The sequence below is a fragment of the Litorivivens lipolytica genome (genome assembly GCF_014191715.1).
Classification (GTDB): Bacteria; Pseudomonadota; Gammaproteobacteria; order Pseudomonadales; family Spongiibacteraceae; genus Litorivivens; species Litorivivens lipolytica.
In genome coordinates, this window is the sequence record NZ_JACHWY010000002.1 from 773,442 (window position 1) to 786,867 (window position 13,426).

Annotated in this window: 13 protein-coding genes; 8 read left to right on the forward strand and 5 right to left on the reverse strand. The window is 58.7% G+C overall.

Features of this window, described 5'->3' with window-relative positions; translation table 11 throughout:
• Positions 1-17: 17 nt before the first annotated feature.
• The 4 genes from rsmA to FHR99_RS11910 are packed head-to-tail and all read right to left on the reverse strand — an operon-like array spanning position 18 to position 5,493.
• Positions 18-803 carry a 16S rRNA (adenine(1518)-N(6)/adenine(1519)-N(6))-dimethyltransferase RsmA gene (gene rsmA, locus FHR99_RS11895; protein WP_183410892.1) on the reverse strand — a complete coding sequence of 262 codons (786 nt, stop codon included), beginning with the start codon at positions 801-803 and terminating at the stop codon, positions 18-20.
• Complete coding sequence (gene pdxA, locus FHR99_RS11900) at positions 800-1,786, reverse strand: 4-hydroxythreonine-4-phosphate dehydrogenase PdxA (protein WP_183410893.1); 987 nt, start codon at positions 1,784-1,786, stop codon at positions 800-802. Before pdxA ends, rsmA begins: the two co-directional genes overlap by 4 nt.
• A 4-nt stretch (positions 1,787-1,790) precedes the next feature.
• Positions 1,791-3,062 (reverse strand): peptidylprolyl isomerase, encoded by a 1,272-nt coding sequence (locus FHR99_RS11905; protein WP_183410894.1) that lies wholly within the window; start codon positions 3,060-3,062, stop codon positions 1,791-1,793.
• The gene (locus tag FHR99_RS11910; protein ID WP_183410895.1) at positions 3,055-5,493 is read right to left on the reverse strand and encodes an LPS-assembly protein LptD; all 2,439 of its coding nucleotides are present in this window, start codon (positions 5,491-5,493) and stop codon (positions 3,055-3,057) included. Before FHR99_RS11910 ends, FHR99_RS11905 begins: the two co-directional genes overlap by 8 nt.
• A gap of 95 nt (positions 5,494-5,588) precedes the next feature.
• On the opposite strand from FHR99_RS11910, the gene FHR99_RS11915 reads away from it, so the two are divergent.
• The 4 genes from FHR99_RS11915 (at position 5,589) to FHR99_RS11930 (ending at position 8,632) form a co-directional block, all read left to right on the forward strand.
• On the forward strand, positions 5,589-6,539 hold the full coding sequence (locus FHR99_RS11915; RefSeq protein WP_183410896.1) for an aminoglycoside phosphotransferase family protein: 951 nt from the start codon (positions 5,589-5,591) through the stop codon (positions 6,537-6,539).
• Positions 6,536-7,204: an N-acetylmuramate alpha-1-phosphate uridylyltransferase MurU gene (gene murU, locus FHR99_RS11920; RefSeq protein ID WP_183410897.1), complete on the forward strand. Its 669-nt coding sequence runs from the start codon at positions 6,536-6,538 to the stop codon at positions 7,202-7,204. The genes FHR99_RS11915 and murU overlap by 4 nt, the downstream gene beginning before the upstream one ends.
• A 94-nt stretch (positions 7,205-7,298) precedes the next feature.
• Positions 7,299-7,967 (forward strand): ribulose-phosphate 3-epimerase, encoded by a 669-nt coding sequence (gene rpe / locus FHR99_RS11925; protein ID WP_183410898.1) that lies wholly within the window; start codon positions 7,299-7,301, stop codon positions 7,965-7,967.
• Between the two features lie 2 nt (positions 7,968-7,969).
• Positions 7,970-8,632, forward strand: a complete 663-nt coding sequence (locus FHR99_RS11930; protein ID WP_343067548.1) for a phosphoglycolate phosphatase — start codon at positions 7,970-7,972, stop codon at positions 8,630-8,632.
• A gap of 9 nt (positions 8,633-8,641) precedes the next feature.
• Here the strand turns inward: FHR99_RS11930 and FHR99_RS11935 are convergent, their stop codons facing one another.
• Entirely contained in the window at positions 8,642-9,232 is a 591-nt protein-coding gene (locus FHR99_RS11935) for a DUF488 domain-containing protein (RefSeq protein ID WP_183410899.1), read from the reverse strand.
• A 250-nt stretch (positions 9,233-9,482) separates the two neighbouring features.
• Here FHR99_RS11935 and trpE point away from each other — a divergent pair, with 250 nt between their 5' ends.
• Genes trpE through trpC form a run of 4 tightly spaced genes read left to right on the forward strand, consistent with a single transcriptional unit; the run spans position 9,483 to position 13,404 of the window.
• Positions 9,483-10,979, forward strand: a complete 1,497-nt coding sequence (gene trpE / locus FHR99_RS11940) for an anthranilate synthase component I (RefSeq protein WP_183410900.1) — start codon at positions 9,483-9,485, stop codon at positions 10,977-10,979.
• A 1-nt stretch (position 10,980) separates the two neighbouring features.
• Positions 10,981-11,559, forward strand: coding sequence for an anthranilate synthase component II (locus FHR99_RS11945; protein WP_183410901.1), 579 nt, complete (start codon positions 10,981-10,983; stop codon positions 11,557-11,559).
• Positions 11,560-11,572: 13 nt separating this feature from the next.
• Entirely contained in the window at positions 11,573-12,607 is a 1,035-nt protein-coding gene (gene trpD, locus FHR99_RS11950) for an anthranilate phosphoribosyltransferase (RefSeq protein WP_183410902.1), read from the forward strand.
• A complete protein-coding gene (gene trpC, locus FHR99_RS11955) occupies positions 12,607-13,404 on the forward strand; it encodes an indole-3-glycerol phosphate synthase TrpC (protein WP_183410903.1) in 798 nt (265 codons plus the stop codon). Before trpD ends, trpC begins: the two co-directional genes overlap by 1 nt.
• Positions 13,405-13,426: the final 22 nt, after the last annotated feature.

The following is a 13,426-nucleotide window of genomic DNA, read 5'->3' on the forward strand; positions in this document are numbered from 1 at the left end:
CCGGCAGAGCAAGAGGCTCAGCCGCTCGGGCAAAGTGCGTTCGACAAGCGCACGAAGTCAGCCAGTTCCAGTGTTTCCGGACGCGTGCCCGGATCGACACCGGCGGCTTCGATCTGTTCTGCGCTGGCCTGAGTCTTCAGTCCGTTGCGCAGGGTTTTGCGGCGCTGATTGAAGGCATCGCGAACCAGCGCCTGCAAATGCTCGGCGTTGTTGGCCGGGCAGGGCAGCGGGTCGAACGGGGTCAATCTTACCACGGCAGAGGTTACTTTTGGACGGGGCGTGAAGGCCTCGGGCGGTACTTCAAACAGGGATTCAACCTGACAGTAGTACTGGGTCATCACGCTGAGACGCCCGTAAGCCTTGGTGTTGGGCTTAGCGGCGAGCCGGTCTACCACTTCTTTTTGTAGCATGAAGTGCATGTCTTTCACGCGGCCATGCTGAGCGAGGAGATGGAAGATCAGCGGCGTGGAGATGTTGTAGGGAAGATTGCCGACAATGCGCAGTTTTTGTTCCGGGTAGAGGCTGGCAAAGTCGGTTTTCAGGGCGTCGGCCTGCAACAGGGTGACGTGTTCATGGCCTGAAAACTGACCTTCCAGAATCGGAATCAGGTCGCGGTCCAGCTCAACCAGAGTGAGCGGCGCACCGCTGGCCACCAGCTGCTCGGTCAAGGCCCCCTGACCGGGGCCGATTTCCACCAGCGCGTCGCTGGCCTGCGGGCGAATGGCCCGACCAATGCGGTCGATAATGCCTTGATCGCGCAGGAAGTTCTGCCCGAAGCGCTTGCGTGCGCGGTGTTCTGTCATGTGCTTGCCTGTGCCATAAGGATGGCTTGATTGAGGGCTTCTTCGAGGCTACCGGTATCGGCCTTGCCGCTACCGGCCAAATCCAGGGCGGTACCGTGGTCAACGCTGGTGCGGATGATGGGCAGGCCAAGGGTGATATTCACCGCGCGACCAAAACCCTGGTATTTCAGTACTGGCAGGCCTTGATCGTGATACATGGCCAGCACAGCATCGGCGTCCGCCAGATTTTTCGGGGTAAAGGCGGTATCGGCGGGCAGGGGTGCGCTTAGGTTCAGGCCTTCGCGGCGCAGGGTGTCGAGTGTAGGAATAATGACATCCAGTTCTTCACGCCCTAAATGGCCGCCTTCGCCTGCGTGAGGGTTTAGACCCAGGACCAGAATGCGCGGCTCGGCAATCCCAAACTGCGTATGCAGGCTGTGGTGGGTAATTCGCAAGACCTGTGTGAGGCTTTCTGGCGTAATGGCGTCGGCGACCTCTCGCAGCGGCAGATGCGTGGTGGCCAGTGCAACACGCAACTCACGGGTAGCCAGCATCATGACCACTTTGCTTACCTTGCAGCGCTCCGCCAGAAATTCCGTATGGCCACTGAAAGGAATGCCGGCGTCATTGATGACGGATTTCTGCACCGGCGCCGTCACCACGCCCTGACAATGGCCGTTGAGGCAGGCATCGGTGGCGGCTTTTAGGGTGTCGAGTACATAGGGCGCATTGGCGGTATTCAGCTGGCCGGGTACGGCGGCTTCCGCCAGTGTCACGGGCAGCACTTTCAAACTGCCCGCGCGCTGAGTTTCCGCTGGCGTCTGAAAATCGACAGGTTCTAGGGTAATGGTGAGCCCAAGCTGCGCGGCGCGAGCTTCGAGCAGGGCTGGATCGCCGACGGCCACCAGTTCGGCGGGCCAGTCGCGCTGGGCCAGTGCCAGCACGATATCCGGCCCGATACCGGCGGGTTCGCCGGGGGTAACCGCGAGTCGCGGAATACTCATGAACTTATTTGATATCGACGTAGGCTTCGTCGCGAATCTTGCGCAGCCAGATATCCAGCTCTTCGCCGAACTTGCGCTCGTGCAGGATATTGCGGGCCATATTGCGACGCAGATCCATGGTGACGTCCTGCATGCGGCGGTCTTCCACTTTGACAATGTGCCAGCCGTAGCGGGATTTGAAAGGCTCGCTGATCTTGCCTATAGCGGTGGCTTCCATGGCGTCCTGAAATTCGGGTACCAGCTGGCCGGGATTAGTCCAGCCCAAGTCTCCACCTTCCTGTGCCGAGCCGATATCTTCGGAGAAAGACTTGGCCAGCTCGTGGAAGGATTCGCCTTGCTGAGCGCGTTTGCGCAGGCTGGCGGCCAGTTCGCGGGTTTCTTCCTCACTGCGGATTGCCGAGGCTTTCAGCAGAATATGGCGGGCGCGTGTCTGGGCGATGACTTCGTTGTGACCGCGGCTTTCCAGCAGGCGGACCACGTGGAAACCACTGGCGCTCTCCATGGGCGGCAGCACTTCACCGTCTTGCACCAGACTGGCCTGATCGGCGAACAAACTGGGCAGGTCGGGCTGTTTGCGCCAGCCGAGATCGGTGGCGCGCACGTTGTCTGCTTTCAGTAGGGCATCGATGGCTTTCTGTTTGCCGCCTTGCAGGGCGCTGTATATTTTGTCGGCTTGCTGGCGGGCCTGCGCTTTCTGGGCGCTGCTGGCGTCACTGGGCAGAGCGACCAGAATATGGGCGAAATGGTATTCCGGGGCCGTGCGATTGCGGCCTTCTTCGGATTCCAGGTAGTTTGCAATTTCCTGATCGGTGATCTGGATGCGCTGGTTGACGTTACCGCGCTGTACCTGCTGCAGCACCATTTCCCGGCGAATCTGCTCGCGGGCGGCGGCATAGGAGGTGCCCGACGAATTCAGGGCCTCGCGGAACTGCTCCAGCGACATATTGTTCTGGGCAGCGATGCGGGCCATGGCGGCGCTGAGCTGCTCGTCGCTGATGCGCAGACCGACGCGTTCAGCCATCTGCATCTGGATATTTTCCAGAATCATCATATCCATGACTTCGCGACGAATCCGTTCTTCAGGAATGTCCTGGCCGGATTGGGCGATATTGGCGCGCACCTGTTGCAGTCGGGCGTCCAGTTCGCTGCGCAGAATAATATTGTCATCGACGATAGCGACGATTTCGTCCAGTACTTGCACGTCTGCGACGGCGGTAAAGGGAAGGGTGGCCAGTGTCAGCAGGCCAAAAATGCGCTTGAAAAACGGTTTATTCATCGCGGTAACCAAAAATACTCTCTTCCAGGACGCCGTTAAGTTTGTCGCCAAGACCGCCGAGGCCCTTCAGCTGAAATTCCAGCAGGATGGCCTCGTCGTGTTCAAGATCGTTAGACAAGGTTTCGTCGTCGGGTTCCAATGCGCGCTGATATAGCGTGCGTACTGCCCAGCAGCAGCTCTCATAGGCTACGCCGAACAGGGTTTCCAGTGATCGTTCCAGTTCCATGTCGTAGTGCCAGCGGCCAAACAGCTTCCACTGCCGACCAAAAGGCATACTGAAAGAGGCATCGAGCTGTTGCAGTTCAGGGCGGTCGTCGCTGTCCACCACGGTCAGGCGGCGCTGGCTGTAGCCGAAATTGTACAGGGTCTGTCGACCATCGCGATAGTGCCAGCCTAGATGACTCTGATTGACCCGGCCATCGTCCCGGTCGATAACCACGTCGGCTTCCAGCCAGTGATTGTCGGCGGCGCGCCAGCGCAGCGTGGTGGCCACATCCGAGTATTTTTCCTCGCGCTGCTCCTGAGAGCCATCCGCGGCGGCGGTGGCATTGCCGGGATGGCGGTAGCTGGTGGTGCCGGGTATCACAATGCTGCTGTCGAGCAGGTTGGGGTCAGTGGTCAGGGTGCCGGCGACGACGGTGTCGGGCAGGCTAACCAGCCGGTCGTCGAAATAAAAGGCCTGCCCGATACCGAGGCTGAGCTTTTCTTCACCAGTGAGCTGGTCATAGAAGCGACTGCGCAGGCCAAACGAGACGTGCTTGGCGTCGTCGACCCGATCGTAGCCGGTGTAACGAGAATCCCGGAACAGCTGGTAGTAGTCGAAGGTGCGCAGGCTGGTGTCGAAAATCGGCTGATCTTCCTGTCCGGCCTCGTAATCGCTGTAAAGGTAAAAGAGGCGAGGTTCTATGGTCTGACGCCATTTGCCGAGATTGCGCTCGAACACCAGTTGGGCGTCGAGGCTGGCCTGCGCGGCGGTCACCTCGGGCTGATCGTTGATGACGCCGTCGTCGAGTTCATAGCTCAGGTGGCGGGCTTTTGCCGTGCCGATGATATGCCCGGCCCGGCCAATATAGGGCAGTCGAAGGCCGGCTTCACCGTAAGTGCGGCGACCGGTGATAAAGAGGCCGCCGTCCTGTAGGTTGTCGTCGTGGTCGAATTCGGTGATATCGGCCCGGAACAGGGGTTGAGGCCTTAAATTGCGCACCACCGGCAGGTACTCCATGGACCATTGGGGCATCTTGCGGTAGGTATCGTCCAGATTGGCCAGCGCCTGATACTGCTGCACATTGAGCTGAGAGCGCCAGCGCTCGCTCTGGTAGTCGATGCGGGCGCGCTGATCGAGATAGGTTGTGCGGCGCACATTGAGGGAGGCCACACTGAGGTCGGAAAAGTAGTCGTCGTCGCTAACCCGGGTGTAGTCGACTTCGGTGCTCCAGCGCTCGCCTATAGAGCCCTGTTCCGTGACCCCGATCAGCCAGCGGTCGCGGTCGGCCTCGCGGTCATTGTTGAGGTAGGCGGTGGAGAGCTGCCATTCGCTCCAGGGGTTTAGATAGCGCGCCTCGGCTTCCATCATGTTGCCGCGTGCTTCCAGAAAGCGAGGTGTCAGGGTCAGGTCGTAGTTCGGTGCCAAATTGAAGTAGTAGGGGACGGAAATATCCAGACCGCCGTCGGTGCTGGCAAAGCCGGGCCACAACAGACCGGTGGCGCGGCGGTCGTCCACGGGGAAATCCAGCCAGGGGCTGTAAAACACGGGCACGCCTTTGATCTTCAGACTGGTGTCCCGGGCGACACCGCGGCCGGTTTCAAAATCCAGATGAATGTCTTTCGCATGCAGGGCCCAGGCCTCTGAGTCCGGCGGACACTGGGTGTATTCGGCGCCCAGCAGGTTCAGGGTTTGTGGCGTGGGGCGTTCAATTAGATCGGCGCTGGCGCGCACGCCGGAGTCAAAAGCGACAAACCGGGCCTGTTCTATGCGACCTGTACTGTCGGCGCCGCTGAGCTGGGCGCTTTCTCCGTGCAGCATCATTTCCGGCAATACGATATGCACTCCGCCGTCGAGGGCGAAGGCTTGGCTGGCGCGATCAAAGTGGGCGCTGCCGGCATTGAGGCCAAGCGGGCCTTTGTACACCACCACATCCCCACTCAAAGAAACCGCATTGCCCTGCATGCTCGAATGGTCGGCGCTGGCATGTAAGGGAGCCTGCTGCAGCGGAAGATCAGCGCCCGGCCAGGTGCGAACTGGAGGTAGATAGCGGCCGTCGCAGCCGGTCGCCAGTTGGCACTGGCTCATTTCGGCGACTTCTTCGGCGGAAAACCAATACCATGGGCGATCGGCACCCACGGGCGCGGTGCAGGCGGATTGGGCCTGTACGGCAGCGGGGGCCAGCACGGTCGTCAGCAGCGTTAGTGTGCGTAAAGTCGGAAGCTTCAAAAGGTCTGTTATGGTCTGTCTGGTTAAATGCAGGTGGATGATAATGGATTCTTTGATAGGATGCGCGCCTGCAGGCGCTGAAAAGGCAGGGAAATATGTTCGACAGTCTGCGGCAGTGGTGTGCCGCTGAGCTTGATTTGCCGGAGTCGGCGCTGGGCGAGCTCGAAACCGTCGCCGGTGATGCGAGTTTTCGCCGCTATTTTCGCCTGCATCCAGAAGGGCATCCGCCGGTTGTCATTATGGATGCTCCGCCCGAAAAAGAAGACAGCCGCCCCTTCCTCGATATCGCCGAGCGCCTGCGGGCCGTGGGTATTCATTCGCCCGCCATTCTTGCCCACGATCTTTCGCGAGGTTGGATTCTGCTCGAGGATCTGGGCGATACCCTGTATAAATCTGCCTTTGAAACTCGTCCTGGTGAAGCCGTTTTCGCCGAGATTTTGCCGGTACTGGTCAGTCAGACCACAGTTGAGACTCAGGGGCTGCCAAGCTACAGCCGCCAGCGCCTGCTGGATGAACTCAATCTCTTTGTCGACTGGCATATTCCCCGTGAAACCGACCAACCCTTTTCGGAGGCTGAGCAGCGTCAGTGGCTGAGTCTGTGTGAACTGTTGATCGATAGCGCGCAGGCCCAGCCGCAGGTGTTTGTGCACCGGGATTTTCACTCCTGCAATCTGATGGTGTGCGAAGGTGCGCCGGGGGTTATTGATTTTCAGGACGCGGTGCTAGGTCCTCTCACCTACGATCTGATGTCGATTCTGCTAGACCGTTATATCACCTGGCCTCGCCCCCAGCTGGAAGGCTGGATGGAAGCTTTCAGACAGCAGGTGGCCCCTCAGGTTGCCGTGGCCGACTGGCAGCGCTGGTGCGACTTTATGGGGCTGCAACGCAACCTGAAAATCATCGGTATTTTTGCAAGGCTGGCCCACCGAGACGGCAAATCGGGGTATCTTTCTCTGGTTCCACGCTTTGCCGACTATGTTCGCGACGTGCTGCATCACTATAACGAATTGAAGCCCTATAAGGCGCTTCTGGAGCCGCGACTATGAAAGCCATGATTCTCGCTGCCGGCCTCGGCAAGCGGATGCGCCCACTGACCACGGTCAGGCCTAAACCCCTCCTGAAAGTGAACGGCAAGGCTTTGATTGACTACCATCTGGAGCGACTGGCCGCTGCCGCGATCACCGAGGTTGTGATCAATCACTATTGGTTGGGCGAGCAGATCGAGGCCCATATCGGCGATGGCTCTGGCTACGGGCTCAAGGTCGTCTACTCCCGCGAAGCAGACTTGCTGGATACCGCTGGCGGTATGATCAATGCGTTGCCACTGCTGGGTGATAAGCCCTTTTTGCTGGTAAATGGCGATGTCTGGTGTGATTTTCCCGTGGCCAGTCTGGTCACGCGACAACCTGCCGGCGCGCATCTGGTCATGGTGGATAACCCCGAGCACAACCCTCAGGGCGACTTTGCGCTGAACGGCGAACATCTGGCGCTGTCGGGCAAGCGGGCGCTTACCTACGCCGGCATTGCCGTGGTCAATCCGGCGCTGTTTGCCGGTGCGGATCCCGGCTGTCTGCCCTTGAAGCCGTTTTTGGTAAAGGCTATCGAGCGGGGCGAGGTGACCGGCGAGCACTACGATGGTGAATGGGTCGATGTCGGCACGCCGGAACGCCTGTCTGAACTCGATGCCCGGGTATCGGCAATACCCGCCTGATACCCCTGCCTGAGCGCGCTGCCCGAATGGCCCCCGGCAGCCGAAGTCGGTAAACTACGCGCTTTCAAAATTCCACTACGCGAGTTTGTCGTCAATGTCTGATTTCTGGATTGCCCCCTCCATCCTTTCCGCCAATTTTGCCCGCCTTGGTGAAGAGGTGGACAACGTGCTCGCGGCGGGCGCCGATGTGGTGCACTTCGATGTGATGGACAATCACTACGTTCCCAACCTCACGTTTGGTCCGATGGTCTGCAAGGCCCTGCGCGATCACGGTGTCACCGCGCCGATAGATGTGCACCTGATGGTACAGCCGGTGGATGCTCTAATCGGCATGTTTGCGGAGGCGGGCGCCAGCTACATCACCTTCCACCCCGATGCCTCGACTCACGTGGATCGCTCGCTGCAGATGATCCGTGATGCGGGCTGCAAGGCGGGACTGGTGCTGAACCCGGCGGTTTCCCCGGACTGCCTGCGCTACGTAATGGACAAACTCGACATGATTCTGCTGATGTCGGTGAACCCCGGTTTCGGTGGGCAGAAATTCATCCCCTCGACCATCGATAAAGTGCGCGAAGTGCGTCAGCTGATCGATGCCAGCGGCTACGACATTCGCCTGGAAGTGGACGGTGGCATCTCTGCGAAAAATATCGCGGAAATTGCGGCTGCGGGTGCGGATACCTTTGTGGCCGGTTCGGCAATCTTCAATGCCGATGACTACAAAACGGTTATCGACGATATGCGCACTCAGCTGGCATCGATCTGATCGTGTTACTAAACCAGCTGCTTGGTCGCCAGCCCCAAGCCCTGCTGTTTGATCTGGATGGCACGCTGATAGACAGCGTGCCGGATCTGGCCAGCGCGGTGGATCACACCCTGAAGCATGCCGATCTGCCGCCGGCGGGCGAGACCTTGGTGCGAGGCTGGGTCGGGAATGGCGCGCGCAAATTACTGGAGCGTGCGCTGAAACATGCGCAAAGCGATGCCGATCTGGATGCACTCCTGCCGGTGTTCTTTGAGGCCTATGAAGCCTGTTGCGCGGAATATACCGTGGCCTATCCCGGCGTCGAGGCCGCTCTGCAGCACTGGCACAAGCAGGGCATTCGACTGGCCTGCGTCACCAACAAACCCGAGCGCTTTGCACTAAAGATTGTCCGCCATTTTGGCTGGGATAAGGTCATGCCGGTTGTGCTCGGCGGCGACAGCCTGCCTCAGCGTAAACCCTCTCCCGAACCCCTGTGGGAAGCTTGCGAGCGGCTGGGGGTTGAGCGCACTGATGCGCTTATGGTTGGGGATTCGGTCAATGACGTAGAGGCTGCCAGAGCGGCGGGCATGCCGGTGATTGCGGTGCCTTACGGCTATAACTACGGCAGCGATATCCGTGAAGCGAAGCCGGATCTGGTGGTCGAGCAGCTCGATGAGCTGATCTAGTACGTTGCTTCAGTTTTCATCCGGTCGACGATAGGCAAAACGCCGGCTTTGTTCGCGCCAAGCATTAATCAGACATTCTTCTTCGCCGGTCAGCATGTCCGGCACAATTCCGGTCTCATCCAATAGGCGCCGCGCCAGCTCCGATTCGCTTTCCAGCGCGCCCTCATGATCGATGTGGGCAATATCCAGATTGTGTTCGCGCTTTAAAAACTGGGCGATCAGCAAGCTGCGATGGCAGACCGCCGGATCTTTTTCTGCGCAGGTGAGGGCAATGCGAAAGCCCTTGTCGAGACCGTCCAGTAGGCGTTTGATGCCGCGTTGAAAGGGTTCGGATCGCTGCAAGCGCTCGAACTGCACCTGCCCGTAGTCGTAGTGCTCGTCGCAGGGGGAGCGCGGGCCGAGCTCCTCGCCCAAATAGACGTAGCGGATCTTCGCTTGCCGCAAATGCTCTATCAGCCTTTCCCGGTGATAATCGTGAAAGGCCTTGCTGTAAGGTACCGAGCGCACGTCGGCGACCACATCAATGCGGTGGGCCTGTAGTTGTTTGATAAAGGTTTCGATGGGTTTGGTGGCGTAGCCGATGCTGAAGAGCGCTGCCATAGGTGTTCCCGTTTTGACGAGGCCGCTAGTCTATCGGCGTCATTCATGCCTCGCAAATCCGCAGTTTTACAATACCGGGCACTGGGGTAGAATGCGGAGCTTGACTAATCCTTTCATCTGGAGAAAACGGTGATCTGCTCCGCTCACACAGCGCTGCAATCTGATACCCGCCGATGGCGATGGTAGGCCCCTGCGTACTTGCAAGCACGCCCCCGAACATCGTTATTCACCGTTTTTGAAGGAAAGACCTGTGACTCCCGAACATTTTGCCGAACTGGCCCAGCAGCCCTATAACCGTATTCCGGTCTACCGCGACGTGCTGGCCGATCTCGATACGCCTCTCAGTGCCTACCTGAAACTGGCGCGCGGCCCCTACAGCTACCTGTTTGAATCGGTGGAGGGCGGTGAGAAGTGGGGGCGCTATTCCATTATCGGCCTGCGGGCGTCGACGGTACTGACCGTGCGCGGCAATGACATCCGTGTCAGCGAAGATGGCCGTGACATTGAAAGCCTGAACAGTGACGATCCGCTGGATTTTGTCGAACAGTTTCAGGCCCGTTACAAAGCGCCGGATCTCGATGCACTGCCTGCTTTTAATGGCGGTCTGGTGGGCTACTTCGGTTACGACACGGTGCGCTACGTCGAGAAAAAGCTGGCGGCGACTTGCCCGCCGGATAAACTCGGCAACCCCGATATTCTGCTGATGGTGTCTGACGAGGTTGTGGTTTTCGACAATCTCGCCGGCGTGATCACCCTGATCGTTCACGCTGATCCGGCTGAGACTGATGCCTATCAGCAAGCCCAGCTGCGTCTGGACGAGCTGGAAAGTCTGATGGCTGGTCCGGCCCCCGAGCTTGCGCGGCCGCGCACCGTGCCTGGGGAACTGCCCGAATCCGCTTTCGAATCGGAAGTGGGTGAAGACGGTTACAGCGCGATGGTCGAGCGCGTGAAGGAATACACACTGGCTGGTGACGTGATGCAAGTGGTGCCATCCCAGCGGCTTTCTACCCCGTTTGATGCCGAACCGATCAATCTTTACCGCGCGCTGCGCCGCCTGAACCCCTCGCCCTATATGTTCTATCTGGATCTGGATGATTTTCATATTGTCGGCTCCAGCCCGGAAATTCTGGCGCGGGTCGAAGACGGTGAAATCACGCTGCGGCCGATTGCCGGCACCCGCCGTCGCGGTCACACCGAAGCCGAAGATCGGGCCATGGAAGAAGAATTGCTGGCCGATCCCAAAGAAATTGCCGAGCACCTGATGTTGATTGATCTGGGCCGCAATGATGTGGGCCGGGTTGCCGAGACTGGCAGTGTGGTGGTGACCGATCAGATGGTGGTTGAGCGTTATTCACACGTGATGCATATCGTTTCCAATGTGACCGGCAAATTGAAAGCGGGGATGAGCGCGATGGATGTGCTGCGCGCCAGTTTGCCTGCCGGCACCTTGAGCGGTGCACCAAAAGTGCGGGCCATGGAAATTATCGACGAGCTGGAGCCCGTCAAACGCGGTGTTTACGGCGGGGCTGTGGGCTACCTCGGTTTTAACGGCAACATGGATACGGCGATAGCCATTCGCACGGCGGTGATCAAGAGCGGTCGACTCTATGTACAGGCCGGTGGCGGTATCGTGGCCGATTCCGTGCCGCGACTGGAGTGGAAGGAAACCATGAACAAGGCGCGCGCCATGTTTCGTGCTGCCGCCATGGTGCTCGGCGGCGAGCGCGACGGTAAGGGAGGGCAATGACATGTTGTTGATGATCGATAACTACGACTCCTTTACCTACAACATCGTTCAGTACCTAGGCGAACTGAAAGCCGATGTGAAAGTGGTGCGCAACGATGAGGTAACGGTGGCCGATATTCGCGCCATGCAACCCGAGCGCATTGTGGTGTCGCCCGGCCCCTGTACGCCCAACGAGGCGGGTATTTCCATGGAGGCCATTCAGGCTTTTGCCGGTGAGCTGCCCATTCTCGGTATCTGTCTGGGGCATCAGAGTCTGGGGCAGGTTTTTGGTGGCAAGGTCGTGCGTGCACGACAGGTCATGCACGGCAAAACCTCTCCCATCTACCACGCAGACAAAGGCGTGTTTTCCGGTCTGAAAAATCCCTTGATCGCAACGCGCTACCATTCACTCGTTGTAGAAAAAGATAGCCTGCCGGATTGTCTGGAAATTACCGCCTGGACACAGACCGAAGATGGGGCGGTCGATGAAATTATGGGGCTGCGCCACAAAACGCTGGACGTGGAAGGCGTGCAGTTTCACCCGGAATCCATTCTGAGCGAAGAGGGCCACGCCATGTTGGCCAACTTCCTGAAACGCTGAAAGGAATATCGACATGGATATAAAAACCGCACTGGGCCGCGCCATTCAGCATTTGAGCCTAAGTACCGATGAGATGGCCGATGTCATGCGCGACATCATGACCGGTCAATGCACCGACGCGCAGATTGGCGCCTTTTTGGTGGCGCTGCGAATGAAAAGCGAAACCATCGATGAGATCGAAGGAGCCGCCCGCGTTATGCGTGATCTGGTGACGCCGGTGGATATTGCCGATCTCAAGCATGTGGTGGATATCGTCGGCACCGGTGGGGATGGCGCCAACCTGTTTAACGTCTCTTCTGCCAGCACCTTTGTGGCAGCCGCCGCCGGGGCGGTGGTGGCCAAGCACGGCAACCGCTCGGTCTCTTCAAAAAGCGGCAGTGCCGACCTGCTGGAAAGTGCCGGCATCAATCTGGCGTTGAGCGCCGCGCAAGTCGAGCAATGCATTCGTGAAGTGGGCGTCGGCTTTATGTTTGCCGTCAATCACCACAGTGCCATGAAGCACGCGATTGGCCCACGCAAGGAAATCGCCCAGCGAACCATCTTTAATATTCTGGGGCCGCTGACCAATCCTGCTGGGGTTAAACGTCTGCTACTCGGTGTCTTCAGTGCCGAGTTGTGTCGGCCGCTCGCCGAAGTACTCAAGCGTCTGGGTGCGGAGCATGTGATGGTGGTACACGCCCTTGATGGGCTGGATGAAATCAGTCTCGCGTCGGCAACGGAAGTGGCTGAGCTGAAGAATGGCGAGATCAGCGAATACCGCATTACGCCGGAAGACTGCGGTCTGAAAAGCCAGTCGTTGGTCGGGCTGGATGTAGCCGACAGTACCGCATCACTGCAACTGATTCGCGATGCCTTTTCCAATCAAGACAGCGAAACCGCTCGCAAAGCCGCCGATATGGTTGCGCTGAATGCAGGTGCGGCGCTTTATGTGGCTGGCAAGGCCGATTCTCTCTCTGATGGCGTTGCTCTGGCACAACAGACGCTGACGAGTGGCGCTGCATTGCAGAAAATGCAGCAGCTGGCGGATTTCTCGCAGGGTTTAAGCTAATGGCTACACCGACTGTTCTGAAAAAAATACTCGATCGCAAGGCCGAAGAAGTCGCCGAGCGATCGCGGAAGGTGTCGATCGAGGTATTGCGCGAGCAGGCCGCAAGCGCGTCTCCGGTGCGGGGCTTTGTCGCATCGATGGAACGCAAGCTGGCGGATGGTCAGTCGGCGGTTATCGCCGAGTGCAAAAAGGCGTCACCCTCGAAGGGGGTTATTCGTGCCGATTTTCAACCTGCCGATATTGCTCGCAGCTATGAGCAGGGCGGTGCGGCCTGTTTGTCGGTGCTGACCGACAAGGACTTTTTTCAGGGCAGTGAAGCCTTTCTGCAGGAAGCGCGAGCAGCCTGCTCTCTGCCCGTGATCCGCAAGGACTTTATCGTCGATTCCTATCAGGTGGCAGAAGCGCGCGCTATCGGTGCTGACTGCATTCTGCTGATTGCCGCGGCGCTGGATGATGCCCAGATGCAAAAGCTCTACGACGAAGCGCTCGCTTTCGGTATGGATGTCCTGATCGAGGTGCATGATGAGGAAGAGCTGCTGCGCACCCTGCCCTTAGGTGCCAAGCTGGTCGGCATCAATAACCGCAACCTGCACAATTTTGAAACCTCTCTCGACAATACCTTTAATTTGCTCGACAAGATTGGCGACGACCGCATTGTGGTGACTGAAAGCGCCATTCATACGCCGGCTGATGTAGCGGCCATGCGCGAGCGTGGTGTGAATGCCTTTCTGGTTGGGGAAGCGTTTATGCTGGCGGAACAGCCTGGCGAGAAGCTGGCGGAACTATTTTTTAAGTAGCTAAGTAGAAAAGTAGGCAGGG

What these genes read in the sequence shown, in the direction of transcription:
- rsmA (WP_183410892.1), bottom strand. Translation starts at nt 803, where the DNA reads ATGACAGAACACCGCGCACGCAAGCGCTTCGGGCAGAACTTCCTGCGC.
- pdxA (WP_183410893.1), bottom strand. Translation starts at nt 1,786, where the DNA reads ATGAGTATTCCGCGACTCGCGGTTACCCCCGGCGAACCCGCCGGTATC.
- FHR99_RS11905 (WP_183410894.1), bottom strand. Translation starts at nt 3,062, where the DNA reads ATGAATAAACCGTTTTTCAAGCGCATTTTTGGCCTGCTGACACTGGCC.
- FHR99_RS11915 (WP_183410896.1), top strand. Translation starts at nt 5,589, where the DNA reads ATGTTCGACAGTCTGCGGCAGTGGTGTGCCGCTGAGCTTGATTTGCCG.
- murU (WP_183410897.1), top strand. Translation starts at nt 6,536, where the DNA reads ATGAAAGCCATGATTCTCGCTGCCGGCCTCGGCAAGCGGATGCGCCCA.
- rpe (WP_183410898.1), top strand. Translation starts at nt 7,299, where the DNA reads ATGTCTGATTTCTGGATTGCCCCCTCCATCCTTTCCGCCAATTTTGCC.
- FHR99_RS11935 (WP_183410899.1), bottom strand. Translation starts at nt 9,232, where the DNA reads ATGGCAGCGCTCTTCAGCATCGGCTACGCCACCAAACCCATCGAAACC.
- FHR99_RS11945 (WP_183410901.1), top strand. Translation starts at nt 10,981, where the DNA reads ATGTTGTTGATGATCGATAACTACGACTCCTTTACCTACAACATCGTT.
- trpD (WP_183410902.1), top strand. Translation starts at nt 11,573, where the DNA reads ATGGATATAAAAACCGCACTGGGCCGCGCCATTCAGCATTTGAGCCTA.
- trpC (WP_183410903.1), top strand. Translation starts at nt 12,607, where the DNA reads ATGGCTACACCGACTGTTCTGAAAAAAATACTCGATCGCAAGGCCGAA.